At 62.6% G+C, this 25,805-nt stretch carries 22 protein-coding genes; 10 read left to right on the top strand and 12 right to left on the bottom strand.

From position 1 onward, the window contains the following. Nucleotides 1-117: 117 nt before the first annotated feature. The 4 genes from B0G74_RS09805 to B0G74_RS09790 all read right to left on the bottom strand — a co-directional run bounded on the left by B0G74_RS09805 (nt 118) and on the right by B0G74_RS09790 (nt 5,666). A complete protein-coding gene (locus tag B0G74_RS09805; protein ID WP_132374619.1) occupies nt 118-1,053 on the bottom strand; it encodes a LysR substrate-binding domain-containing protein in 936 nt (311 codons plus the stop codon). 120 nt (nt 1,054-1,173) lie between these two features. Beyond that, a complete protein-coding gene (gene styD, locus B0G74_RS09800; RefSeq protein ID WP_132374618.1) occupies nt 1,174-2,652 on the bottom strand; it encodes a phenylacetaldehyde dehydrogenase StyD in 1,479 nt (492 codons plus the stop codon). Between the two features lie 37 nt (nt 2,653-2,689). After that, nucleotides 2,690-3,700 (bottom strand): hypothetical protein, encoded by a 1,011-nt coding sequence (locus B0G74_RS09795; RefSeq protein WP_132374617.1) that lies wholly within the window; start codon nt 3,698-3,700, stop codon nt 2,690-2,692. Beyond that, on the bottom strand, nt 3,681-5,666 hold the full coding sequence (locus tag B0G74_RS09790; RefSeq protein ID WP_132374616.1) for a primary-amine oxidase: 1,986 nt from the start codon (nt 5,664-5,666) through the stop codon (nt 3,681-3,683). Before B0G74_RS09790 ends, B0G74_RS09795 begins: the two co-directional genes overlap by 20 nt. Before the next feature lie 198 nt (nt 5,667-5,864). Here B0G74_RS09790 and B0G74_RS09785 point away from each other — a divergent pair, with 198 nt between their 5' ends. The 3 genes from B0G74_RS09785 to B0G74_RS09775 all read left to right on the top strand — a co-directional run bounded on the left by B0G74_RS09785 (nt 5,865) and on the right by B0G74_RS09775 (nt 9,872). Beyond that, on the top strand, nt 5,865-6,869 hold the full coding sequence (locus B0G74_RS09785) for an AraC family transcriptional regulator (protein WP_132374615.1): 1,005 nt from the start codon (nt 5,865-5,867) through the stop codon (nt 6,867-6,869). 281 nt (nt 6,870-7,150) lie between these two features. Further along, nucleotides 7,151-8,602, top strand: coding sequence for an APC family permease (locus B0G74_RS09780; RefSeq protein ID WP_207915634.1), 1,452 nt, complete (start codon nt 7,151-7,153; stop codon nt 8,600-8,602). 55 nt (nt 8,603-8,657) lie between these two features. After that, nucleotides 8,658-9,872 carry a porin gene (locus tag B0G74_RS09775; protein WP_132374614.1) on the top strand — a complete coding sequence of 405 codons (1,215 nt, stop codon included), beginning with the start codon at nt 8,658-8,660 and terminating at the stop codon, nt 9,870-9,872. 875 nt (nt 9,873-10,747) lie between these two features. Here B0G74_RS09775 and B0G74_RS09765 read toward each other — a convergent pair. Beyond that, the gene (locus B0G74_RS09765) at nt 10,748-11,113 is read right to left on the bottom strand and encodes a hypothetical protein (protein ID WP_132374613.1); all 366 of its coding nucleotides are present in this window, start codon (nt 11,111-11,113) and stop codon (nt 10,748-10,750) included. 165 nt (nt 11,114-11,278) lie between these two features. Then, entirely contained in the window at nt 11,279-12,055 is a 777-nt protein-coding gene (gene tam / locus B0G74_RS09760) for a trans-aconitate 2-methyltransferase (RefSeq protein WP_132374612.1), read from the bottom strand. A gap of 146 nt (nt 12,056-12,201) precedes the next feature. On the opposite strand from tam, the gene B0G74_RS09755 reads away from it, so the two are divergent. Beyond that, nucleotides 12,202-13,098, top strand: coding sequence for a LysR family transcriptional regulator (locus tag B0G74_RS09755; protein ID WP_132374611.1), 897 nt, complete (start codon nt 12,202-12,204; stop codon nt 13,096-13,098). 189 nt (nt 13,099-13,287) lie between these two features. Here the strand turns inward: B0G74_RS09755 and B0G74_RS09750 are convergent, their stop codons facing one another. The 3 genes from B0G74_RS09750 to B0G74_RS09740 are packed head-to-tail and all read right to left on the bottom strand — an operon-like array spanning nt 13,288 to nt 16,743. Continuing rightward, entirely contained in the window at nt 13,288-13,935 is a 648-nt protein-coding gene (locus B0G74_RS09750) for a GntR family transcriptional regulator (RefSeq protein WP_132374610.1), read from the bottom strand. Nucleotides 13,936-13,988: 53 nt separating this feature from the next. Next, on the bottom strand, nt 13,989-15,347 hold the full coding sequence (locus B0G74_RS09745; RefSeq protein ID WP_132376903.1) for an aspartate aminotransferase family protein: 1,359 nt from the start codon (nt 15,345-15,347) through the stop codon (nt 13,989-13,991). Between the two features lie 46 nt (nt 15,348-15,393). Beyond that, nucleotides 15,394-16,743 (bottom strand): glutamine synthetase family protein, encoded by a 1,350-nt coding sequence (locus tag B0G74_RS09740; protein WP_132374609.1) that lies wholly within the window; start codon nt 16,741-16,743, stop codon nt 15,394-15,396. Between the two features lie 206 nt (nt 16,744-16,949). On the opposite strand from B0G74_RS09740, the gene B0G74_RS09735 reads away from it, so the two are divergent. Beyond that, nucleotides 16,950-17,432 carry a hypothetical protein gene (locus B0G74_RS09735; protein ID WP_132374608.1) on the top strand — a complete coding sequence of 161 codons (483 nt, stop codon included), beginning with the start codon at nt 16,950-16,952 and terminating at the stop codon, nt 17,430-17,432. 75 nt (nt 17,433-17,507) lie between these two features. On the opposite strand, the gene B0G74_RS09730 is transcribed toward B0G74_RS09735, so the two are convergent. Next, entirely contained in the window at nt 17,508-18,338 is an 831-nt protein-coding gene (locus tag B0G74_RS09730) for an oxidoreductase (protein ID WP_132374607.1), read from the bottom strand. A gap of 219 nt (nt 18,339-18,557) precedes the next feature. On the opposite strand from B0G74_RS09730, the gene B0G74_RS09725 reads away from it, so the two are divergent. From B0G74_RS09725 to B0G74_RS09715, 3 genes are all read left to right on the top strand, one after another. Continuing rightward, the gene (locus B0G74_RS09725; RefSeq protein WP_132374606.1) at nt 18,558-19,505 is read left to right on the top strand and encodes an AraC family transcriptional regulator; all 948 of its coding nucleotides are present in this window, start codon (nt 18,558-18,560) and stop codon (nt 19,503-19,505) included. A gap of 74 nt (nt 19,506-19,579) precedes the next feature. Next, nucleotides 19,580-20,203: a glutathione S-transferase gene (locus B0G74_RS09720; protein ID WP_132374605.1), complete on the top strand. Its 624-nt coding sequence runs from the start codon at nt 19,580-19,582 to the stop codon at nt 20,201-20,203. 205 nt (nt 20,204-20,408) lie between these two features. Next, the gene (locus tag B0G74_RS09715; RefSeq protein ID WP_243658157.1) at nt 20,409-20,687 is read left to right on the top strand and encodes a hypothetical protein; all 279 of its coding nucleotides are present in this window, start codon (nt 20,409-20,411) and stop codon (nt 20,685-20,687) included. 30 nt (nt 20,688-20,717) lie between these two features. Here the strand turns inward: B0G74_RS09715 and B0G74_RS09710 are convergent, their stop codons facing one another. Then, nucleotides 20,718-21,077, bottom strand: a complete 360-nt coding sequence (locus B0G74_RS09710; protein WP_132374604.1) for a darcynin family protein — start codon at nt 21,075-21,077, stop codon at nt 20,718-20,720. A 102-nt stretch (nt 21,078-21,179) separates the two neighbouring features. Between B0G74_RS09710 and B0G74_RS09705 the strand changes: the two genes are divergently transcribed. Next, entirely contained in the window at nt 21,180-21,818 is a 639-nt protein-coding gene (locus tag B0G74_RS09705; protein WP_132374603.1) for a TetR/AcrR family transcriptional regulator, read from the top strand. A 45-nt stretch (nt 21,819-21,863) separates the two neighbouring features. On the opposite strand, the gene fabV is transcribed toward B0G74_RS09705, so the two are convergent. Next, nucleotides 21,864-23,060, bottom strand: a complete 1,197-nt coding sequence (gene fabV, locus B0G74_RS09700) for an enoyl-ACP reductase FabV (RefSeq protein ID WP_132374602.1) — start codon at nt 23,058-23,060, stop codon at nt 21,864-21,866. Nucleotides 23,061-23,230: 170 nt separating this feature from the next. Here fabV and B0G74_RS09695 point away from each other — a divergent pair, with 170 nt between their 5' ends. Continuing rightward, nucleotides 23,231-25,735 carry a transglycosylase domain-containing protein gene (locus tag B0G74_RS09695; RefSeq protein WP_132374601.1) on the top strand — a complete coding sequence of 835 codons (2,505 nt, stop codon included), beginning with the start codon at nt 23,231-23,233 and terminating at the stop codon, nt 25,733-25,735. Nucleotides 25,736-25,805: the final 70 nt, after the last annotated feature.

Genomic DNA, 25,805 nt, shown 5'->3' with positions numbered 1-25,805 from the left:
CCTGGCGGTGTTGGGCTAGTGGCCACGTAGTGTGAAACCGCGCCGATGGCATCGCATCGGCGCGTTTTTTTTCGTTCGAAGCGGTGCATAGGGCGCACCGCGATGCCGCTCAGCGCCTCAACCCGCGTCGCTCAACGGCGCCGACTCCGATGCATCGAGCGCCCGTCCGCTCAACCAGATTTCCTGTTGCAGCCAGTCGCGGAACAACGCGACGTGCGGTAGTTCATCCTGTTCCGCGCGCGTGACGAACCAGTACGACTGATGCCCGTCCACATGCACATTCAGCACCTGCACGAGTTGGCCTTCGGCCAGTTCGCGCGCGATCATATGACGGTCGGCGATGGTCACGCCGAGCCCGTCGATCGCGGCGCGAATGGCGTGATCGAGCAGATCGAATTCATAACCGCCGCGAGTATCCACGTTTTCAATCCCCGCCGCCTTCAGCCAATGCTGCCACGTGAGGTAGCGCTGATCGGCGCTCGCCAGCACGTGCAATAGCGTGAACTGATTCAGGTCGATCGCGGCGCGGCCCGCCTGACGTGCGAGCAACGCGGGCGAGCAGACGGCGATATGCCGCTCGCTCATCAACAGACGGTTGTCGACGCCTTCCCACTCGCCATTGCCGAAGCGGATCGCGCAGTCGAGCACACCGGATTCCGCGAGGTTATCGTCGACACGGGTCGACAGACTCAGTTCGAGTTGCGGATGCGCATCACGCAGGCGGCCGAGGCGCGGCATCAGCCAACGGCTCGTGAAGGTGGGCGGCGCATTGATGCGCAGGCGGTTGCGGTGGGTTTTTTCTTGCAGGCCGCGAACCGTGAGTTCGATGCGGTCAAAGGATTGCTGCAGCGCTTGCAGAAGAATGCGGCCGGCAGCCGACAGTTCCAGATGGTGATGGTGACGCTGCAGGAGCGTCTCGCCCAGTTGCGCCTCGAGCTGCCGGACCTGGCGGCTAACTGCGCTTTGCGTGACGTTGAGCAGTTCCGCGGCGCGGGTGAAGCTGCCCGTGCGGCCGGCGACTTCGAAGGCTTTCAGCGCATTCAGCGCGGGCATTTTGCGTTTCAAGATGGTCGACCGGAGGTAAGGCGCGGTAGCGCGATGTCCCGGTATTTTACTGGTTTGCCTGCGCGGCGCGTTGCCTTGCTCGCGATGCGCCGCGCAGGCACCGCATCATTAGTAAGCGATGCAGATCGACTTGCTCTCCGTATACGAGTCGATGATCGCCTTGCCATGTTCACGGCCGATGCCGGATGCCTTGAAGCCGCCGAACGGCATGGCCGGGTCGACCATATTGTGCGTGTTGACCCATACCGTTCCGGCCTCGATGCCGTCCACGAGCCGCAGCGCCTTGTCGAGCTGGTTGGTCCACACGCTCGCGCCGAGTCCATACTCTGAGGCGTTTGCCTGAGCGAGCACTTCGTCCAGGTCGTCATAGGGCATGGCGACCAGCACAGGGCCGAACACCTCTTCCTTGACGACGGAAAGCGGCTTGCAGGCGCGATTGGCGATCACCGTCGGACGCACGAAGTAACCGTCGCGGTCCACGTGGGCATCGCGCGAGAGGATCTCGCCACCTTCGTCCTTGCCTTGGACAATCATGCCGGCCACCTTGTCGCGGTGCCGTGCGGAGACCATCGGGCCCATCTGCGTCGCCGCGTCGAAACCGGAGCCGAGCGTGATGCCGTCCGCGACGGCGGCAATGCCTTGCACGACTTCGTCATAGATCGAGCGCGCGACATACAGGCGCGAGCCCGCCGTGCAAACCTGGCCGTGGTTGAAGAAGATCGCGCCGGCCGCGCCTTCGATCGCCTTGCACGGGTCGCAGTCGTCGAGCACGATCACCGGGCTCTTGCCGCCCAATTCGAGCGACGCTCGCTTCAGATCGTCCGCGCATTGACGACCGATGATGCGCCCGACCTCGGTCGATCCGGTGAACGTGACCTTGTTCACAAGCGGATGCCGCACGAGCGCCGCACCGGCGGTTTCGCCACGGCCAGTGACCACGTTGAATACGCCGGCAGGGAAACCCGCTTCGTGCGCGAGTTCGGCGAGGCGGATGGCGGTCAACGGAGTCTCTTCAGCGGGTTTGAGCACGACGGTGCAACCGCAGGCCAGCGCCGGGGCTATCTTCCACACTGCCATCAGCAGTGGGAAATTCCACGGGACGATCGCCGCGACCACGCCGGCCGGCACGCGTTTGGTCGACGCGTTGTAGCGCGTGCCAGGCGGGAAGGGAATCGACAGATCGAAGGTGGTGCCTTCGATCTTGGTCGCCCAGCCGGCCATATAACGCAACCACTGGACGCTGCCCGCCACTTCCAGCATCTTCGAGAAGCCGATCAGCTTGCCCTGATTCAGCGTTTCCAGCGTGGCGAGTTCGTCGCTGTGCCGCTCGACGAGGTCGGCCAGTTTGAGCAGCAGGCCCTCGCGAACGGCCGGCGGCATTCTGCGCCATGCGTCGGTTTCGAAGGCCGCCTTCGAGGTTCTGACCGCGTGATCGATATCCGCTTCGGATGCGTCGGGGATCTGCGCGATTTCTTCGGCGGTGGCCGGGTTGAAGACCGGAAAGGTTTTGCCCGCGGCACTACCGGTTTTTTCGCCGTTGATGAACATGGTGCGCGGCAACGTGGCCGCTAGCTTGTGTTCGGTCATGGTGGTTCGTCTCCGTTGGGGTTGAGTGGCCGTGGCGCTAGCCGGAAGGGTTCGCCTGACGGCGGTATGGACCTGGGGGAAGATGGATGTGTTGCCTTGCACGCCAGTGTGTTGCTAACGACGCGGCACAGATCACGTTCGCCGTCGCGCTCAATGTGTACAGCACAACGAATCCGTCGCCGAAAAAGTAGGGTGTGGTCGACAATGCCGCGCCGAGCACCATGCCGATGTGATGCGCGACGCCGGGGCAGCTCGCGCGCAATACGCTGGTCGAGTTGCCGCGCAAGTTCACTAGTGCGGGAATCGTCAGGCAGTCAAGAATCAGGAAGATCGCTGCCGCAAGCGGTGCGAGCGCGGGATTGTCGCTTGCCGCGAGCGTGCCGATCAGCACCGCACGCGCGATGTACAACCCCATCAGCATGCGATGGCCGCGCGAGCGTTCGGCGATGATTGCCAGCGCGCAGACCGCGGCAAGTGAAAGCGCAATGTGCCAGAACGGCTGTGCATCGCTTAAGCCGCAAATCGCAAAGAACTGGAAGCGGGCGAGACTGCCGCTCGACAGTCCCGCAAGCAACGCGAGCAGAGCCGTTGCGCCTGAAGGAGTCGCCGCCTTGACCGAGTCGGAGTCATGCGCGCTGCTGCGATCCACGTCGTGACGCGATTCGGCGTTGGCGAGCAAACGGTAGAACAACATGCCGAGGAAGCCCGTCACGATCATCAGCAAGGCAATGGCGATGCCATGCGCTGAACCATTCAGATACGCCGGTACGCTATTCATTGCGCTGATCGTCACGATCAGCGTCGCCGCACTAGCCAGCATCGTGTAGCGGCCCGATGAGCGCGACATCAGCAATGGCACGCTCATCATGGCCGCCAGCATCAGCGCGCTCATCCACAGCGCGGTGGCGTGGCGACCGAGAGCGGCCTGTGTCAACAGCGCAGCGCCGCCGCCCGCGAGGCACACGCATGCCGCACTCGCGCACAGCGTGCACGCGAGAGCGGCGTGCCGTGCGCGACGCACGACCGGATCAGTGCTTGCAGCAGCCATGATCCGTGGACTTGCCGTCTTCGACGCTGTTCAGATCACGTTCGGCCGGCAAGTCCATGGTCGGGTTGCCGGAGAAGAAGTTGTTCGGCTTGAGCATGAAACCGGCGTACTCCACCGGCATCACCGGGAAATCCTCGGGTTTGCACACATGCGTGTGGCCGAAGCTATGCCACAGCACGACGTCTTCGTTCTCGATGTTGCGATTCGCCTCGATATAGCGCGGCAGGCCGTCGCCCCCCGAATGCTGATTCGGATAGTCACCGCTCGCATAGCGCTCAGCCGGATCGAACGGCGTGACCCACACGTGACGCGTGGCAAAGCCGCCGCGCTGACGCACCTTCGAACGCTCGTCGGCCAGCATCAGCGGCGAGTCGTTGACGACCAGCTTGTAGCCCGGATTTGCGCCCACGGCATTCTTCACGTTGGGGTTGCTGACCTTCCAGTAGCGACCCGTGCTGCCGCTTGCCACACGTGCGGCTTCGCTTTCCGTTTTCAACACGCGTTTGGTCGTGTCGAACACATTGCCGTACGGATTGTTCTCGCCCATAGGACGCGGCACGAATTCGTGTTCGGTCACCGTGTTGCGCTCGCCGTCCACCATCATGTGCAAGCGCGCGTTGAAGAAGTGCTGATGCGTCGGGCCACCGAGGTTTTCCGTGATCATGCCGCCCCACGGATAAGTGTCGCCATCAGCCACCGCCGAGGTCTGCACGATGCCGGTCAGCTTGCATTCGAGCTGAATCGTGCCGTCCTGATACAGATACCAGTAGAAGCCGTAGTCGTAATTGCCGACGGTGGCGAAGAAGGAAATCACAAGGCGTCGCGAGCGGCGCATTTCGAATACGCCGGTGCGGAATTCGTAGTGCTTCCAGAGCGTGCCGTAGTCTTCTTCGTGCATGCAGACCGCGTTCTTCATCACGAATGCGTTGCCGAAATCGTCTGCGGACGGAATGTCGAAATAGCGGATCGTGCCGAGGCAGTCGCAACCGAGTTCGAGTTGATTCGCCAGTTTGCCGAGACCGTATTCGCCCGCGTCGAACGCGCTTTTCCAGTAGTGGTTGGTGCTCGGGTCGGAGTAGGGCACGCACATTTCCGTGACGCTCGCACGGTAGATGATCGGGCGCGTGCTCCTGCCGTCGTCCCACGACAGTTGATGCAGCACCAGCCCTTCGCGCGGCGTGAAGCCGACACGGAAGTTCCAGTTCTGCCAGTTCACATGCCAGCCCTCGATCGTAAAGCTCGGGCCGTCGGGTTGATTGATCGACAGCGGTTTGAGCGTGCTGCGCGGCTCGCCGAGACTCGGCGTGTCGTAGTTATGCTTGGCGCGCGGAATCGGAATGATGCGGCCGTCGTCCACCAGTTCGATCACTTTCTTTTCGAGCAGATCGACCACGGCCATCACGCCTTCAATTGGGTGTGCGTAGCCGTTATCGGTCAGCGTCTCGCGGTAGTAGCTCACGCAACGCACCAAACGCCGGCCGTTTTCGTTCTCGCGATCGAAACAGCCCGCCGAGAACGGATCGACCTGCACGCGTTCCAGATCTTTTTCGCTGAGGCCGCGCTTCATGACAGCCACGCGCCATGCTTCATCGCTCTTGACGATCTGTTCCGCGTTCATGAAGTCGTCGATCATGATGGGCGGCTGGCCGTAAGGCGCCTCGCCAAACGGCATGACACGGCGCGCGGCAATTTTCTTTTCTCTCAGGTCCACCTCGAATTCGATCGTCGCGCCATTCGACCGATCGATTGCGAGCACGAAGGCCGTGCGCGAAAAATATTCGCCGGTCTTGAATGCCACCACTTCGGCTTTTGGCGGCTCGCGCAATTCGACCATCGGAAAACGCGCGTGCGAATCGAGTTTTTCGGCGGCTTTCACGAGGTCGCACGCGAGCTGCATTTCTGCGCCGCTCAGTGGGTCGAGCGGATGAGCGGGGGCATGAGCGGCTTTCGTGGCATTCGTGTTCATAAGATTCCCGTAAGAAGTTGCTGGACCGGACAGCGTGCTCGCGAGGCGAATGAGGCGCGGCGAACGCTGAGTCGATGGCAAATCGTAGGAACCCAATAATATTTTCGCGCTTGCCTATCGCGCCAAATGAACGATAAAGTGCGCCAAGAGGAATGACACGAGCCACCATCAGCGAAGACTGGAGAGGAGACGCTCAGCATGAAAAAAGTCACGCTCAACGGCAGTTTCCCGATGATCCGCGCCGCGGTCATGGGGCCGGTTGTGCGCGCACTCGATGCATCGGGCGCGCAATGCGACGCGCTGCTGGAGGAGTTCGGCATGAGCCGCAAGCTCCTGTCGAATCCCTATGAAATTCTGCCGCTCACGCGCTATGTGACGGCGTTCGAGCGCGCCGCCGAGGTGCTCGGCGAGGCCGCGCTCGGCCTGCGCCTTGGCAGTGAGTTGCAATTGACGGAGCTGGGGCCGGCGGGTCTGGTGTTTCTTTCGTCGCCGACCTTGAATGCGGCCATGCGCAAGTTCTCGCTCGCGCTCGCCTCGTGGCAGAACACCACCACCTGCGAATTGCTGCGCGACGACGAATGGCCGATCTGGACCTACCAGATCGCCAGTCCGCAAATCTGGCCGCGCCGGCAGGATGCGGAATACAGTCTTTCGACGATGTGCCACATGGTTCGGCTCGTGCGCGGCGCCGCGTGGAATCCGGTAGAAGTGCATTTCGAACACGCTGCGCCGGCCGATCTCAAACCGTATGCGCGTATCTTTCGCGTGCCGGTGCGCTTTCAGCAGCCTTTCAACGGCTTGATTCTGCGGCCCCAGGATCTCGACGCTTCGCTCAAAAGCGCCGACACGCAAATGGCGCGCATGATGGAGCGCCACGCCACCGATCTGATCGCGCGCGATGCGATGCCGCACAGCATCGTCGAGCAGGTTCGGGATCTGGTGACGCGGCGGCTCGCGCACGAAAAGCTGATCGTCGCCGACATCGCGAAGGATCTCGGTCTCTCGCATCGCTCGTTGCAACGGCACCTCGCGCAGGAGGGCACATCAGTGCGGCAGATCGTGCGCGAAGAACGGCAGCGCAGCGTCGAAGGGTTGCTCGAGCGAGAAGAGCTTACCAATGCGGCGATTGCACGCGCCGTTGGTTATGCCGATGCCACGGTCTTGTGGCGCGCCACACGCAACTGGAAAAAGAATAGCGCGTGACGTCGGTGCATTTTCTTTCACTCTGAAAGCATCTCGCGGTTTTGCCATTGCCGCGCGAGAATAATTCAGGTTCCTAAGTATTCGCTGCAAACCACCGCACTCGGGCTTCCCCGCATTGGCGCAAATTATCGAAAATTTGGCGCGGTTCGCGAAGTCGCTTTATTTTTTAGCTACCTACCATGCGCACACACCGAAGCATCGGAGATCGGTCAAGTGAGCGTCTGGATCAGCAGTACGGGGTTCAGGCGAGTCCCAGACTAGCCAACACACAAGAGGCAGCGATGAGTGAACCCTATTCTCCGACCCGAGCGGTCGACGCGGAGAACCCCGTGGAATTGAAAGGCAATACGCTGGGCTTATGGCAGATCGTGTTCCTCGTGATTTCGGCGGCCGCGCCGCTGACCGGCATGCTCGGCGCGGTGCCGCCCGCGATCAGTCTGGGCAATGGCGCGGGCATTCCGGGCGCGTTCGTGATTGCCGGCGCGGTGCTGCTGATTTTCAGCGTGGGCTTTGCGTCGATGAGCCGGCATGTGGTGCGCGCCGGCGCGTTTTACGCGTATATCACCGCCGGACTCGGGCGGCCGCTGGGCATGGCCGGAGCGCTCGTCGCGCTGATGTCGTACACGTTCATCCAGATCGCGCTGTACGGATTGTTTGGCTTCTTCTGCACGGTGATCCTCTCGCCGCTTTTGCATACCGCGTTGCCCTGGTACGGGTATTCGCTGATCTGCGTGGCCGTGGTGCAATTCACCGGCATCCGCGGCATCGATCTGAATAGCCGCCTGCTCGGCGTGCTGATGTGTCTCGAACTGGGCATTCTGCTGGTGCTCGCAATTGCGATCGTCGTGCATGGCGGCGGACCTGACGGCCTCACGCTTGCGCCGTTCACACCGCAGCATGTGTTCAGCGGTCACCTTGGCATTGCGGTGATGTTCGCCTTTGCCTCGTTCATCGGTTTCGAAGCGACCGCGATATACGGCAAAGAATGTCGCGATCCGAAGGTGACGGTGCCGCGCGCCACGTACGTATCCGTGATGCTGATTCTCGTGTTCTTCGCTTTCGTCACGTGGACGATCGTCTGCGCGTATGGCCTTGCGGATGTGGTCACGGTCGCGACCAAAGAGCCCGGCGATTTCTGGTTCATCCAGTCCGGCAAATATCTGGGCGGCGCGGTGACGACGGTGATGAGTTTCCTTTTGCTCAGCAGTATCTTCGCGAGCCTGCTGTCGTTTCATAACACGCTGGTGCGTTATATCCATGCGCTGAGTCTCGAAGGCATCCTGCCGCAAGCACTCAATCGCGTGCACGAAAAATATCGTTCGCCGTATGTGGCGAGCTATCTGCAGACACTCTCCGTGTGCGTGCTGCTCGGACTTTTTATCGCGGCGGGCAGCGACGTGTTCAACATCGTGTTCAGCTGGAGTTCGGCGCTCGGCACGATCGGCATTGTGATGTTGCAGGCGGTGACGAGTTTTTCGGTGATCGCGTTCTTCCGCAAGACGCGCAAGGACACACGCGTATGGCACTCGTTCGTCGCACCGCTGGTGGGTGGCTTCGGCCTGTTGTATATCGGCGTGATTCTGGTGCGCAACCTCGATGCGCTCAGCGGCTCCGATAGTCCGATCGTCAAATCCTTCCCCTGGATCGTGTTCACGGTGGCGCTGGTCGGCGTGGTGATCGGTCTCATCCTGCGCAAGAAGCGCCCGGATATCTACGCGCGCTTCGGCCAGTAAGGGAAACGCGCGAATCGCGCGACAACCACCTACCTCACTTCTCGACAAGACAATCATGGCAGACACTTTCGTCAAGCGCTCGGCGCTTGCGTTGGCCGCGTTCGGCCTTTCGATGGGCGCGCACGCGCAATCTTCGGTGACGCTTTACGGCACGGTCGACGCCGGCCTCGTCTACACGAACAACCAGCAGACGACGCTCGCCGACGGCAACACCAACGGACACGCGAACTATCAACTGGCGGGCGACAATCTGGTGCCGTCGCGCTGGGGCTTGATCGGCACGGAGGATATCGGCGGCGGCACGACGGTCAATTTCGCGTTGGAGAACAGCTTTCTGATCGGAAGCGGCGCGATGCTGCAATCGAATACGCTGTTCAATCGCAATGCGTGGGTCGGTGTGAACAACTCGACGTATGGCGCGCTGACGTTCGGTCGTCAATACGATCCGTTCTCGGACTACATGGGCGCGTATGCATCGAGTAATAACTGGGCGACGTTGTACGGTTCCCATTTCGGCGACGTCGACAATCTGAACGAGGCGTTCAACTTCAACAATTCGATCAAGTACATCAGTCCGAGTTTTGGCGGGTTGACTGTTGGGGGATTGTTCAGCCTTGGTGGCGTGGCGGGGAATTTTTCGCAGAACAAGGGGTGGGCGCTGGCGGCGAATTATGTGCAGGGACCGTTGTCGCTGAGCGCGGGGTATCTGGAGTTGAATCAGCCATTGCAGGCGGCGTTGGGGGGCACGAGTGGCTATATCGGCGACTTCAGTTGTGCGAATGCGGACGCGTCGTATTGTCTGTTGCAGGATGCTAGCAAGGTACGGATTTTTGGGGCAGGGGGGTCGTATTCGTTCGGCAAGGCGAATGTGGCGGTGACCTATACGCATACGCGGTTGTCGCAGAGTCAGTACTTTGCGAGTGCGGCGCGGCCTGCCGGGGCTGATGTGTCGTTCGATATTGCCGAGTTGAATACGACTTATGCGCTCGCGCCGGATTTGCAGCTAGGGTTTGCTTATATTTTCAATGACGCCAAGCCGAGCGGCAGTGCTTCTACTCGCGTGCATCAGATCAACCTTGGTGCTGTGTATAGCTTGTCCAAGCGCACTGCTGTTTATGCGGTGGCGATTGGGCAGAAGTCCTCGGGGGCTGGATTAGGGATTGACCCGGCAACCGGCGCGACGGAGAACCTGGCGCAGATTCCGAATATCGTTAATTCGGATACGGATAAGCAGGTTTCTGTGATTGTGGGGCTGCGGCATAATTTTTGAGGTTGGTTTTTTTGGGTGGTTGAATTGGATGTGGTCTTTTTGGGGTTTTGGGCCTTTCCTTGGAATCTTGTCGGTCTATTGGCGTTGCCCCTGTGCGGGGCGGCACCTACTTTCTTTGCCGCCGCAAAGAAAGTAGGCAAAGAAAGCGGCTTCACACCGCCAGCTTGTAAGCGGGTCCCCCGCGCAGCCACGGTAGTGGTCCATCTGGAATCCGTGCCCCCGCACACTCCGCGTTCGTGACCAGGCTGTCATACTTCCCGCCTCGCACTGCGTGCGCGTCGGAAGGGTATGCACTGAAACCAGTGGTTCGTTTGGGTTTGGTGGGGGCCATCTGCTTCGCCTCGGCGAAGCGTCGGAACACGGTGGGGGATGCGAGAACTGCCCCTCGGCGCAAGAGACCGTCGTTTCAGAAATGCTTGGTAGCGCACGAAACGTTAGCAAAATGCCGGATAGCGCGCGAAACGATTGGCAGCGTGAGAAGTACCCGCGAGCGCGAAAAGCGCTGGCTTTGGAAACTCCCGTTGGCGCGAAGACTTGGGACGGTCACGACGCGCAGCCGCGCCGCGAGAAACGGTCGGCAGTTGGAAAGTGCCGCTGACGCAAAAAACGATGGGCAATACTTGAAGTACCGCGACGGTGCGCGCAGCGCCGCCGGAAGAATGACGGCCTTGTCACTGGGGCTGAATGTGCGGGGGCACGGATTCCAGATGCACCACTACCGCGACTGCGCGAGGGACCCGCTTAAGAATTAGCGGTGTGAAGCCGATTTCTTTGCCTACTTTCTTTGCGGCATGCAAAGAAAGTAGGTGCCGCCCCGCACAGGGGCTACGCCAATAGACCGACATGATTTCAAGGAAAAAGGCCAAAACCCAAAATCAATCCGCCAACCTCTTATCCGCCAAAGCACTCTGACAATCCGCAATAACTTGCCTCACAAGCCTTGCTTGAGGATCGAGCTCATCAGTATCAAGAATCTCCTCAACCGCATCTCTCGCCCAATCCGCTTCGACAAACTGCGCATGCCGCCGCGCAATCTCCACCGCGGTAGCGCTCAACTTGGCGATCGTGAGCCAATCAGCCTCGCGCGCCCGCCGGTCGAGCCACTTATGCGCGGCCTGCACATGAAACGCCGCGTCCGGCCAGTCCTCATTCAGGTAATAGGCGCCAAGACTCCCGCATGTGAGCCAGCACAACAGCTCCAAACGGTCTCGTGGACTCAGATGATGGCGTACATCACTCATGGCGACGCTCGCTGCTGAAAATTGCGTTCCGGTGAGAACGGCGAGTCGCCGTTCCCCACTTTCATTGAACAATATCACGCAGAATTCAAGCAGGGCAATTCCTGAGTACCCTGGCGCGCGCCGGCGCCACAGCCGGCACGGCCACCCGCTCGCGGGCCGCCGCCGCTAGCGGGTGGCGACGATGAACAGCCGCGGAAATGGCAGCAGCACCGTGCCGTCGGCGAGCGCAGGATAAGCCGCGGCGATCGCGTCCCGGTAACGCTGCAAGAAAGCGGCTTGCCCGGCGTCGTCGAGCTCGGCGAGGAACGGCCGCAGCGCGCTGCCCTTGAACCATTCGACCACCGCGTCCGCGCCGCCCGCGAGCGGGTGATGGTAGACGGTGCGCCACACGTCGACCCGCGCGCACAGCGGTTCGAGCAACGCGTAGTACCAGCCGGCGCCGTAGCGCATGGTGCGCTCGACGCCCTTGAGCTGGTGGGCCCAAGGGCCGTCCGCAGCGATTTCGCGCAGCAGACGGTGCGCGGGTTCGTCCAGATTGTCCGGCATCTGCACGGCGAGGCTGCCGCCCGGCGCGAGCTTCGTCACGAGCGACGGAAACAGCCGCTCGTGGTCGGGTACCCATTGCAGCACCGCATTGGCGAGGATCAGGTCGTACGGTCCCGGCGCGTCCCACGTGGAAATGTCGCTCACGTCGAACTGCAATTGCGGCAGACGCTTGCGGGCCGCCTCGATCATGTCGGGCGAACTGTCCATGCCGCTGACCGCCGCGCCCGGCAGGCGCGCGGCGAGCGTCTCGGTCGAGTTGCCGGGTCCGCAGCCGATGTCCACCGCGCTCTTGACCTCCGTCGGCGGCACGGCCGCCAGCAGATCCCTGACCGGGCGGGTGCGCTCGTTTTCGAACAACACGTACTGCTTCGCGTGCCAATCCTTCTTCGACGTCATCTGATGCTCCTTGTGTCCGTGGTGGCCGGATCGGTGGGCGGCGATTGCGTCTCTTCGACGGTTCGAACCGATCCAATCCGCTCATTCTCAGCGCCCCCAAGGGCGGAGTAAAATGAATTTATCATTCCGATTCCTTCATTTTTCTAATGAAAATCGACACGCTCGGCGTTCAGGCGTTCGTCGCCATTGCGGATCGCGGCAGCTTCCAGAGCGCCGCCGATTCATTGCACGTCACGCAAACGGCCATCACGCAGCGTCTGCGCAAGCTCGAAACCTACCTCGGCGTCACGCTGATCGAGCGGACCACACGCTCCATGGCGCTCACCGAAATCGGGCGCAGTTTTCTGCCGCAAGCGCGCCGCTTGCTCGGTGAACTGGCCGACGCGCTGGTCGAAATCCGCGAGACCGGCGTGGCGCGCCGCGGCGATGTGTCGATCGCCTGCGTGCCGACGGTGGGCGTGCAATATTTGCCGCGCATTCTGCAGGCGTATTCGGCGCGGTATCCGCATAACCGCATCAGGATTCTCGATCACGCGTCGTCAGCGGTGGAGGCGGCGGTTTTGGGCCGGGAGGTCGAGTTCGGCATCAATATCGCGCGCGAGCATCATCCGGATCTGGCCAGCGTGCCGCTCACGGAGGACCGCTACGTTCTGATCTGCCACGAGCATCATCCGCTGGCCAAGCGGCGCCGCATCGCCTGGCAGCAGCTGCAGGCTTATCCGCTGATCTTTGCGGGCGAGGTGAGCGGCAACCGCGCGTTACTGGACGTCGCGCTGGAAACGAGCGAACTGGCGCTGCGCTCCTTTTACGAGGTGCAGCGCAGTTCGACGGCGGTCGGGCTGGTCGCGCAGGGCGTGGGCGCGGCCGTGGTGCCGGCGCTCGCGCTTCAGAAGGGCGCGTATCCGACGGTGCGCACCGTAGAGCTCACGCATCCCGCCGTGTCGCGCACGCTCGTTCTCGTGGCGCGCAAGACCGCGCAGTTGTCGCCGGCGGCGCAGGCGCTTTACGACATGATTCTCGAGCAGGCGACGCTAAAAGGCTGAGCGCGGCCAGGTCACTCCGGTGCTTCAGGTCGGAACGTCCTCAGGCTCGGCAAGCGCAAATATGTTGTTGCGTGGCGCAGGTCGCGTTCAGTCACCGTCGCACGGTTCAGAGTGAGCATCTTGGGCAATGCGCCCGCACACACATTGCTGCACGACTCGGAAGATTGCGCCCGATCACCCATCGCATGCCTACAAGCACTGCGCCCGCAAGCACGTCGCAGCATGATTCAGGTCACGCTCGATCGCCCGCCGCACGCCGGCAGCGTCGCGCGCTCTGGCAGCGCTCAACAGATCGTCGTGCGCATCATTAAGCGAATCGGCAAATAGCGCCTCGCCGAACAGCAAATTCGAAATCGGCCCGACCTGCAGCCACACGGTTTCGATCAACTCCAGCAGCAGCGGCGAGCCGGCCGCCCGGTACAGAATCAGATGGAATGCCTCGTTGGCGTCGAGATAGCCTTTAGTGTCGGCACTGCGCAACGCCTGCGCCATCTGCACATTCAGTTTTTCCAGCGTGCCGAGGTCGTGCGCCGTGAGATGCGGCACGCCGAGTTCGGCGGCCTGGCCTTCGAGAATCAGGCGCACGCGCAGCACATCGTCGAACTGTTGTTTCGACAGATGCGGCACCGTCACGCCGCAATTGGGCACGTTGACGAGCGCCGATTCGGCCGCGAGGCGCTGCAAGGCGGAGCGCACCGGCATTTCGCCCACGCCGAGTTCGGCGGCGACGTGGCGGATCTTGATGCGCTCGCCGGGCACGAAGCGTCCGATCGTCAGCCACTGCCGCAGCGTGTCGTAGGTCTGGTCCTGCAGCGTGTGATGGCGCGAAGTTTTCATAATGCTCGATGCAAAACCCCTTCAAAAAGGGTGCAAAAAAAGTCGACGCGACTTTAGGTCAGTTCGCCAAGGCAGGCGTCGAACGCGGCGACCAGCTTGTCCACGTCTTCTATCGACGTTTCCGGGCAGACCAGGATCATGTTGTGAAACGGCGTGATCAACACGCCACGGTTCAGCAAATAAAGGTGCAAGACGTGTTCCAGTTCGGGATCGAGTTGGCGCCCGGCTTCGCTGCCGTTGCGCGGCGGCGTCGGCATGAACTGGAATTCGTTGCGGGCGCCGACACGCGTCACGCACCACGCAAGTCCGTGCCGCCCAATCGCGTCCCGCAGTCCGCTCTCGATGCGCTCCGCCAGCACGAACATATGCTCGTATGCCGCCTCGGTCATCACCTCGGCGAGCGTGGCGCGGATCGCGCTCATGGCCAGCATGTTCGCGGTGAGCGTCGTGCCGATGCCGGAGTGTCCCGGCGGCGCACCGCGCTTGGCCTGCTGGGCACGCGCGGCGAATTCGGCGCTAAAGCCATATACAGCGCACGGAAAGCCGCCGCCGACCGGTTTGCCGAGCACGAACAGATCGGGTTCGAGCCCGTGCGCCTTCGTATAACCGCCGGGGCCGCAACTGATCGTGTGCGTTTCGTCGAAGGCGAGCAGCGTGCCGTAGCGGCGCATCAGCGCTTGCGCCTCGCGCCAGTAGTCCGCCTCGGGCAGCACCATGCCGATGTTGGTCAGCGCGGGTTCGGCGAGCACGCAGGCCACGTCGCCATCTTTTAGCGCGTTTTCCAAGGCGGCCAGGTCGTTGAATTCGATGACGCGCGTGCTGCCGAGCAGGTCGTGCACCTGGCCGATCAAACTGTTGCGCTGTTGCGGCTTGCCGTCGACCAGATCGACGAAGACGTCGTCCACGGTGCCGTGATAGCAGCCGTTGAAAATCACGATCTGCTTGCGCCCGGTCGCCGCGCGCGCCCAGCGCAGCACGAAGCGGTTGGCGTCGCTCGCGGTCATCGCGAACTGCCAGTACGGCAGCCCGAAACGGCGCGCGAGTTCTTCGCCGACCCAGGCGGCGTCTTCGCCCGGCAACATGGTCGTCAAACCGCGTTGCGCCTGCGCGGCGAGCGCTCGTGCGACGGGCGCCGGCGAATGGCCGAACATCGCGCCGGTGTCGCCGAGGCAGAAGTCCGCATAGCGGTGACCGTCCACATCGGTGAACGCGGCGCCGCGCGCCTCTTCGACGTAAAGCGAGAAGGGTGTCGACCAGTCGTTCATCCAGTGCAGCGGCACGCCGAACAGCAGGTGACGCGCCGCGCGTTCGGACAACGCGCGCGACTTCGGCATGGCCTCGACGAACGCGCGGCGTTCGCGTTCGACGAGCGCTTGCGCACGCTCCCAGTTGATGCCGTGACGGGTATTCAATTGCAATTGCACGCTCTCCAATCAGATTGTCGGCGGCGGTCCACGCTCAGACGAGCAGTTGCAGATGCTCGCGTTCCCACGCGGTAATGCCTTGCGAGAAGGTCTCGAATTCCTTTTCCTTCACCGCGCAATACGCCTGCACGAAGCTGTCGCCGAGCACCTCGGCGAGTTCGCTGCATTTCGACAGCGCCTTGAGCGCGTCTTCGAGACCGCGCGGCAATTCGTACTCGAGGTCGTAGGCGCTTTCGATCATCGGCGTCGACGCTTCCTGCTGCTCCACCATGCCGAGATAACCGCAGGCGAGGGTGGCCGCCATGGCGAGATACGGGTTCACGTCGACGCCCGGCACGCGGTTTTCGAGCCGCCGGCCGTCCGGCCCGGAGTTCGGCACACGGATTCCGCAGGTGCGGTTGTCGTAACCCCAGCGCACGTTGATCGGCGCGGCGGTGAAGCGCGACAGGCGCCGGTAGGAGTTCACGTACGGCGCGAACATGGGCATGGCTTGCGGCATGTACTTCTGCAAGCCGCCGATATAGTTGAAAAACAGCGGGCTCGCCGAGCCGTCCGGCAGCGAAAAAATGTTCAGGCCACTTTCCCGATCGACGATGCTTTGATGAATATGCATCGCACTGCCCGGTTCGTGCTCCATCGGCTTGGCCATGAAGGTGGCGAAAATGCCGTGACGGAAGGCCGTTTCGCGCACCGCGCGTTTGAACAGGAACACGCGGTCGGCGAGATCGAGCGCGTCGCCGTGCGAAAAATTGATCTCCATCTGCCCGGCGCCGACCTCATGCACGAGCGTCTCGACGCCGAGCTGCGTCATCTCGCAGAAACGCGACAGGTCCTGGAAGAACGGATCGAATTCGTTGACCGCGTCTATCGAAAACGACTGGCGGCCGGCTTCGTGGCGCCCCGCGCGGCCGAGCGGCGGGCGCAGCGGTTCATGCGGATTCTTGTTCTGCGCGATCAGATAGAACTCCATCTCCGGCGCGACCACCGGGCGCCAGCCGCGCTCTTCGTAAAGCTGCAGCACGCGGCGCAATACCGCGCGCGGCGAGATGCCGATCGGTTTGCCGTCCAGCCCGACGCAGTCGTGAATCACCACGGCCACCTGTTCGATGGCCCACGGCACGAGGCGCACCGTGTTCGGATCGGGAATGCAGACCATGTCGGGATCGCTCGGCCCGACAAAGCGCTCGAAATTCGCGAATTCGCCGTTGACGGTGATCATCAGCAGCGCATTCGACATATGCATCTTGCCTTCCGAGAGAAACAGGTTCTTAGGCACGATCTTGCCGCGCGCGACGCCGGTCATGTCCGGTATCACGCACTCCACTTCATGGATCCGGTGATGTTCGAGGAATTCGCGCAAGCCGCCGTGTAGGTCGCTTTGCAAGGTTGACTCCAGTCGGTTGATGACAGCGGCGCGAGGCGCTTTCGACAACGGAGCGCGATGAGCCGCTTGTTCGGAAAAGCTGGATTTTTTTGCATTGTGGGATTTGATCAAATCATGCCACGAATTCTGCCTTCGTGAAATGGGATGAAACCCGTGCGCGCGGCGCCCGGTTCCGCCGTTCCCTGGGTTGCTTTGCCGCAGGCTTTATGCGACGCGGTGTCACTCTCGTGGCGTCGAGCTATGCGGAACAATCGATCGCATGGCATCTTTTCACGCAGCAGCCGGGCACGAAGTCCAATCGCATCGCAGGACAGTTCCCGGTGACCGCGGGCTTGCCGCTGAGCATGAGATATATCCAGTCCGAGCAATCCGTGGTCGGCAAGGGCTATAGCGCGTTCGTGGTCAACAACATTGCTGAACACGGCGAGAAGGACAAGCTGGTCGACGTTCTTTCGCTTGGCCCCATCAACAAGCCGGCGCGCGGCGCCGAACGGATCGATGGGGAGCCGGTGAAACATCAATGGAAGTCGGCGTGGACCAACGCTACCGCGGTGTCGATCAGCATGATGCCGACAATGGGCGGCACGTCCAACCGGGGTAACGGTGGCCACGCGCAGCCGCAACTTTTCCCGAACGGCGACTTGTTGTGCAACAGCATCGGCGGCCCGATTCGGGTTCGCAATCAGTAAGCGGTCGAGTTAGCCGAGGCGCCGCTTTTCACCGCGCCCCTCACGCGCCCATGGCGGCGCATGAGGGGCGTTGCTTCAAGCGAAGTCTGTGGAGCGCGACAGTGGTTCCCACTGTTCGATCTCCTCGTTCAGCGCCGCCAGCTTCGTCTTCACCAGGTCGAGCGCATCGTTGCCGAGCAGCAGATGCACCGGCGGATTCTTTGCCGCAACGATTTCCAGCAGCGCCTGCGCCGCTTTGTGCGGATCACCCGCCTGCTTGCCGCTCTTTGCTTCGCGCGCCTCGCGGATCGGGTCGAACAAGGTGTCGTAGTCGGCGACGCTGCGGCTTGCCCGGACCATCGAGCGGCCCGCCCAATCCGTACGGAACGAGCCGGGCGCGACAGCCGTGACCTTGATGCCGAAACCCGCCACTTCTTTCGCCAACGCGTCGGTGATGCCTTCGAGCGCGAACTTGCTGCCACAGTAGTACGCAATGCCGGGCATCGTGGTGAAGCCGCCCATCGACGTGATGTTGATGATGTGACCCGAGCGGCGCTCGCGCATGACGGGTAGCACGGCCTTGATCATCGCGACCGCGCCGAAGACATTGACATCGAATTGACGGCGCAGATCGTCGAGCGGCGATTCCTCCAGCGTCCCTTCGTGTCCGTAGCCGGCGTTGTTGACGAGGACGTCGATCGGGCCGACCGTTTGCGCGATCGCGGCGACAGCAGGCGCGATCGCCTCGAAATCCGTGACGTCGAGCACGACGGCATGCGCCCGTTCGGCCGCCAACGCCGTGAACGCATCGCGCGCCGCCGCATTGCGCACCGTGCCGACGACGGTATGGCCCGCGTCGAGCGCCGCCTGCGCGAATGCGCGGCCAAAACCGGAACTGACGCCGGTGATCAGAAACGTTTTGCTCATGGTGATCCACTCCTTTGTTTTGTCCGTCATCACATAGCGCTTTCGGGCGAAAACGCGTGGCATCGACGGAAACCAGCATAGGACTGAATGGTAGGAGCGGCAGGGCTGGGCGCAAATGCCGGTTCGTCTGCGGTGACTGCCTAATTCTATGAGTGGATGGATTTTCCGGTGCAACGATGGCACAGTGCAATCTGCTTAGCCATGTCGACGGAGCCCGCAGTGAAGCACAAACACCATGATCCGAGCGCGCGGCAACGTATGGTGGCCTTGCTCGAAAATCTCGCGCCGCTGGAAGGCTACAACCTCACCGCGCTGCCCGACGTGCGCTTTCTGCGCTCGAACCGGCCGCTCAGCCGCACACCGGTGCTGTACGACCCCGGCGTGGTGATCGTGTGCCAGGGGCGCAAGCGGGGCTTTCTCGGCGAGACGGTCTATGTGTACGACGCGCAGCACTACCTGGCCGTCTCGGTGCCGGTGCCGTTCTCCATGGAAACCGAAGCAAGCGAGGCGGAGCCCTTGCTCGCCATCTATTTCCGCCTCGACTTCAAGTTGGCCGCCGATCTGATGCTGCAACTCGACGAGCGGGAGGCAGGCGTGCCGGCCGAGCCGCGCGGCATGATGTCGACGCCGCTTGACGCGAAGCTGAGCGCTTCGGTATTGCGCTTTCTTGAGGCAATGAGCGTGCCGCTCGAGGGCGAGTTGCTCGGCCCGGCACTCGTGCGCGAAATCTACTTCCACGTGCTGACCGGCGAGCAGGGCGGATCGATGCGCGCCGCGCTTACCGCGCAAGGCCAGTTCGCCCGAATCGCCAAGGTGATCCGCAAGATTCACGCATGCTATCGCGAGCCGCTCGACATCGAGCAACTCGCGCTGGAAGCGAACATGAGCGTGCCGAGCTTCCACTCGCATTTCAAGGCGGTGACGCGCACCTCGCCGATGCAATATCTGAAGTCGACGCGGCTTCACCAGGCGCGCCTGCTGATGGTGAGAAACGAGGTGACGGCGGCGCTCGCGTGTGTGCAGGTGGGGTATGAAAGCGCCTCGCAATTCAGCCGCGAATTCAAGCGCCTGTTCGGTCGCAGTCCGGTCGAGGAGGCCGACCGGATGCGCAAATCCTTTGCCGTGCCACCGCCCGCGCCGGGGTCGATCTTCGTCGCGTCGCACTGAACGGCGCTGGCCCGGTGCGCATGACGCAAACTGTGCCTGTCCGTTTCATCGAGCCGTCGATACGCTTTGAACCCATGCTACAGATACTCGGCAAGACCTCATCCATCAACGTCCGCAAAGTGTTGTGGACGTGCGCGGAGCTCGCGCTTCCATTCGAACAGGAAGACTGGGGCTCCGGTTTCCGCGCGACCAACGTGCCGGAATTTCTTGCGCTGAATCCCAACGCGATGGTCCCCGTTATCAAGGACGGCGAGTTCGTGTTGTGGGAGTCGAATTCGATCATCCGCTACCTGGCGGGCCGCTATCACGGCGAGTCGTTATATCCCGTCGAACCTGGCGAGCGCGCCCGCTGCGATCAGTGGATCGACTGGCAGGCGAGTGAATTGAACCGTTCATGGAGCTACGCGTTTCTGGCGCTGGTCCGGCATTCGCCGGCGCATCAGGATCCGCAGCAGATCGAGCTGTCGTGCGCGAACTGGGCGAGGCATATGGCCATGATCGAAGACCAGTTGCGGAAAACCGGCGCGTTCATCGCGGGGGACGCATTTTCGCTCGCGGACATTCCGATCGCGCTGTCCATCAACCGCTGGCTGGAAACGCCGTTGCAGCACAGCGAATTGCCCGCGGTCGCGGCGTATATGGCGCGTCTCTCCACGCGCGAAGCCTACCGAACCTATTGCCGCAACGGCACGCCATGACGCGTTCGCGCGCACGCGCGACGCTTACAAGAATCCGTATGCGATGCTTACGGATTCCTGCTCATGCAAGCGCTTCTGCGTGGTACGCCCCGACTCGCCTACAATGGCCGCTTTTGCGACACCGATTGAAGGTTCCATGATGCGGGTATCGAAAGTTGCGCTGGCGTTTGTGGCCGCGTGTTCCACTCTGAATGCGAGCGCCGAGATGACGGCCGCCCAGTATAAGAAATGGGCGCATGCCGATAACAACTCGGTCTACGCCGCGTACATTACCGGCACGATCAACGCGTTCGGCTGGGCCAACGGCGAGCTGGTATCGAAGAAGAAGCCGCCGCTCTTCTGCCCGCCGCAAAATCTCGCCATTGGCAACCAGAACGTCTATCCGCTGCTCGACGAGTTCTTCAACAATCACCCGGGCATTTCGGACGACTTTCCGATCGGCCTGGCGATTCTTCGTTCGCTCCAGGCCGCGTTTCCCTGCTGAAGTGGATCGTGACGGCGCGGCGGGCGCGGCTCAGGCCGCCGTCAGCGCGTCGCGGTCGTAGTTCTTCGCGTAGGCGTTCTCCACGCCCGGCAGAATCTCCACGATGTCGAAGTAGCGGTCCCAGAACGGCGTCTCCCGCAAGGCTTCGACCACCATTTCATACGCGTGATGGCTCGTCGCATTCCACACGCAGATATCGGTGACGCGCGCCGAATAAAATTCGATGTCGTAAAAGCGCATGCTGACTTCGTCGGCGTGACGCTTGAGGATCGGCTCGACGTGTTCGGCCAGCAGACGGAAGCGTTCGTCGACGGAAAAGCCGAGCCATTCGGGCGTCGTTTTGACGAGCATGAATACGGTCAGTACGGGTGCTTTGGCGGATGAAGTCATGAGGCTCGAGTCCTGTTGGATGTCGAAGGGCTAATGGGGGTTTTCGCGAAAACAGGATTAGAATACGAGCGAATACTCACATTTGAAACTCGCATTCCGGACATGGCCAGATCAGCTTCCACGCAGCGTCTGAAGCCCCGTAAAGCGCCCCTTCAGCGGCGTTCGGCGCAAACCGTCGAGACCGTGCTCGAAGCGGCGGCTCGCATTCTGGAGACGCGCGGACTCGACGGCTACACCACCAACGCAGTCGCGGAGCGGGCCGGCGTCAGCATCGGCTCGCTTTATCAATACTTTCCGAATCGCGACGCGTTGACCGTTGCGTTGATCGAGCGCGAAACCGCGCAACTGGTGGTGGACGTCGAGGCGGCGTCGTTACTGGAGAACTCGCGTGACAGCGTGCAGGCGATGGTGCGCGCGTCCGTCTCGCATCAGATGCGCAGGCCGGTGCTGGCGCGCATCATCGATGCCGAGGAGCGCCGCTTGCCGGTCGACGAGCGCAATCAACGCATCGCCGACACCATTCATACGGCGCTGGTCAGCGCGCTGACGGAAAAGGCGCAGGTGCCCGAACTGGACGACGTGGATCTGGTCGCGCGCGATCTGCTGGCGATCGTGCGCGGCATGGTCGACCAGGCGGGTGAGCGCGACGAGCGTGACGCGGCCGCGCTGGAAGTGCGTGTGATGCGCGCGGTGGACGGCTACGTGGCGCAGTCTAGGAGGGTGGACGGCGACGCGATTTAGCGGCGCAAGAGACTGAAGCGGGGCCGCCCAAGGCCCCGCGCTTCATCAAACCTGCACGAGCTTCGGAATCTGCACGTCCGGATTGACGTCCGCTTCATAATCCACGCCCGCGATTTCGAAGCCGAACAGACGCAGGAAATCCGTCTTGTAGCCGCTGAAATCAGTGAGTTCGTAGATATTGTCGTTGGTCACCTGAGTCCAGAGTTCCTGCACGCGGTTCTGCACTTCAGGATCGAGCTCCTTGTAGTCCGCGCGCAGACGTCCTTCGTCGTCGAGATGCGGCGCCGCGCCGTACATGCTGTCCTTGTACAGGCCGTAGACCTGTTCGATACAGCCTTCGTGCGTGCCTTTCTCCTTCATCACCTTGAAGAGCAGCGACAGATACAGCGGCATCATCGGGATCGCGGAGCTGGCTTGGGTGACGACCGCCTTGAGCACGGAGACGCGCGCGTCGCCGCCCTTGGCCGCCAGCTTCTCGCGAATGCCCAGCACCTTCTGGTCGAGATCCTTCTTGGCCGCGCCGATCGAGCCGTTCCAGTAGATGTCGTGAGTGATCTTCTCGCCGAGGTAGGTGAACGCGGTGGTCTTCGCGCCGTCCGCGAGCACGCCGGCTTCGAGCAGGGCGTCGATCCACATTTGCCAGTCTTCGCCGCCCATCACCGCGACGGTGTCGTCGATCTCTTGCTGGGTGGCGGGTTCGAGTACGGTCTCCTTGATGACTTCCTTGTCCGTGTCGATGCCGCGCAGATTCACGGCACGGCCGACCGGCTTGAGCGTCGAGCTGAACACTTCACCGCTTTTCGGATGCGTGCGCTTGGGCGCGGCGAGGCTGTAGACGACCAGATCGACCTGACCCAGATCGCGCTTGATGACTTCGATGGTGCGCTGCTTGACTGCGTCGGAAAAGGCGTCGCCGTTGATGCTGGTCGCGTACAGGCCTTTTTCCGTGGCGAATTTCTCGAAGGCGGCGGTGTTGTACCAGCCGGCCGTGCCCGCCTTGGTTTCACTGCCGGCGCGTTCGAAGAACACGCCGAGCGTGGCGGCGTCTGAGCCGAACGCCGCGCTGATGCGGGCGGCAAGGCCGTAGCCCGTGGATGCGCCGATCACGAGCACCTTCTTCGGGCCGTTGGCGATGGGGCCGCGTGCCTTGACGTAGTCGATCTGTTCGCGGACGTTGGCCTCGCAGCCGGTCGGATGGGTGGAAACGCAGATGAAGCCACGCACGCGCGGTTTGATGATCATGAAGCACCTCTTGTCGGAATTGGCGACATTATAGTGGGCCGCGATTGTTGCGGGCGCGCCGCGGCGGTTTGGCGGATTGCGAGGCGCTTGCAGCGCGTTCGCGGCAAAAAATCGGCCGCCGCCGCGCATCTTGGTAGGATTGCGCCTTTCCAAGCCGACGGTAAGCTAGTGTGAAGCGCTTCATCCCCTCATTTCTGGCGGCCCTTGAAAAAGGGCTGACTCTCGCGAACCCGCTCGTCGCGCAGGCCCTGTGGCACTTGCGCCATCCTACGCGCCGCGGCGTGCTGAAGGCTTGCGCGGCGCTTCCGCTGCTGGTCGTGCTGTATGTGCTGATCCTGATTCCGTTCACACCGAGCATCGGCGATATCCGCAAGGCCAAGATCGAGCAGCCGGCGCAGATTCTGTCGGCGGACGGCAAGCTGCTGGCCGAGTTCAAACCCTCCAACCGCGAGTGGGTCAAGCTCAAGGACATCTCGCCCAACGTGGTGAACGCGCTGATCGCCACCGAAGATCACCGCTTCTACGAGCATTGGGGCCTCGACTGGCGGCGTACGGCGTCGGCCGCACTGCATACGTTTTCCGGCGACCGGCAGGGCGGCTCGACCATTACCCAGCAGCTCGCCCGCAATCTGTATCCCGACGAGATCGGCCGCGCGCCGACGCTCACGCGCAAGCTCAAGGAAGCGATCACGGCCTTCAAGATCGAGGCGCTCTACACCAAGGACGAGATTCTCGAAACCTACCTGAATACGGTGCCGTTCCTCTACAACGCCTACGGCATCGAGATGGCCGCGCGCACCTATTTCGACAAATCGGCTTCCGATCTGACTGTGCTGGAAAGCGCCACGCTCACCGGCATGCTCAAGGGCAACAGCTACTACAACCCGGTGCTCAATCCCGAACGCGCGTTGCAGCGGCGCAATACCGTTCTCGGGCAGATGGTCAAGTACGGCAAGCTGACGCCGGCGGCCTACGCGACCTTGAGCCGCCGGTCGCTGCGGATCGATTTCGAGCGTCAGACCGAGCCGCCCGGACCCGCGCCGCATTTCGCGCAGCAACTGCGCAAGTGGCTGGCGTCGTGGGCGGATCGCAACGACTACAACATGTATGCCGACGGCCTGGTGGTGCGCACCACCATCGATTCGCGTCTGCAGACCATGGCGACCCAGGCCGTGACTTTGCAGGGCAATCAGTTGCAAGGCATCGCCAATTCCGCGTGGGGCACCCGCGCGGGCTGCTCGAACGGCAAGGATCTTCTGCAGACCTTCCTGCGCGAAACACCTGATTACCGCGCCGCCAAAGACGCCGGCCTGAGCGATGACGACGCGCTCAAACGCGTCTCGTCCGACCGCGATCTGGTCAAGTCGGTTTGTGAGTCCAAGACGCGCGTGCAGGCGGACTTTCTCGCAATGGACCCGCGCAACGGCCAGATCCGGGCGTGGGTGGGCAGCCGCGACTTCAGCCAGGACCCGTTCGACCACGTGCAGCAGGCGCGGCGCCAGCCGGGCTCGACCTTCAAGCCGTTCGTCTACGCGGCGGCCTTCGAGTCGGGCGCGAAACCCGCCGACACCTTCGTCGACAAGCCCGTGGAGATTCCGCTGGCAGGCGGCGAAGTCTGGCGTCCGAGCGACGAGGACGAGCCGAGCGAGCGCAAGATCAGCCTGCGCGACGGCCTCGCGTATTCGCGCAACCGGATCACCGCGCAACTGATGGAAACGGTCGGCCCGAACAAGGTCGCGCGCCTCGCTCGCGCGATGGGCGTGCGCGATAGCGAACTGGACCCGGTGCCGTCGCTCGCGCTCGGCACGAGCCCGGTCACGCTGAAGGAAATGGTCTCGGCATACGGCACGATCGCCAACCTCGGCGGCTATGTGGAGCCGGTGATGGTGACGCGCATCGAGAACCGCAAAGGCGAAGTGCTGGCCGAGTTCGCGCCGGCGCCGTCCAAACAGGAACTGTCCGCCGACGCCGACCGCGTGCTGATCGACGTCATGCGCGACGTGGTGAACCGCGGCACGGGCTCGAGCATTCGCAGCCGCTTCGGCGTGCGTGGCGACGTCGCGGGCAAGACCGGCACGACGCAGGGCAACGCGGACGGCTGGTTCATTCTGATTCATCCGCAGCTCGTGGCGGGCGCGTGGGTCGGGTTCAACGACAGCCGCGTGACCTTGCGCAGTGACTATTGGGGCCAGGGGGCGCACAGCGCGCTGCCGATCGTGGGCGATTTCTTCCAGCGCGCGCAGCGTTCGAGACTGGTAGATAGCCGCGTCAAATTCGCGACCGACCAGGAACCGGGCTGGTTCGCCGAACGCTCGGAGCGCTTGCGCGGCTGGTTCCAGAACCTCTTCGCGAAGTCGCCGACGAAGCAGGAGGCGCCGGTTGTGCCGCGCAGCACGACGCGTCGTGCGCCGGCTGCTACGCCGGTCGAGCCGTCAGTTGAGCCGTCGGCGTCGGCCGCAGTGGCGGAGCCGCGAACCTTGCCGCAACCGCCGATGCTGCCGGCGCCGGGTTCCGCGCCGGTGGCGGCGAGCGGGGCGGTCGACGGTGAAGCGCGCGGCGGCGGTGAGCCGGCCTTGGCGCCGACGCCCACGCCGGACGATGTGGTGCCGCCGGATGCCGGCAGTCCGGCTAACGCGCTGCCGGAAACGCCGGCGGGCGGACGCGGCTCGCCTTGAGCGGTGTGGTCTGGCCGCGCTGCGCGGTTGAGCCGGGTCGGCGCTTTTCGCAGGCGCGGCTGAGCTCGTG

Origin of the sequence: Paraburkholderia sp. BL9I2N2, assembly GCF_004339745.1 — a bacterium.
Taxonomy (GTDB): Bacteria; Pseudomonadota; Gammaproteobacteria; order Burkholderiales; family Burkholderiaceae; genus Paraburkholderia.
The sequence above is the reverse complement of the archived record's forward strand: the minus strand, read 5'-3'. Positions and strand labels throughout refer to the sequence as shown.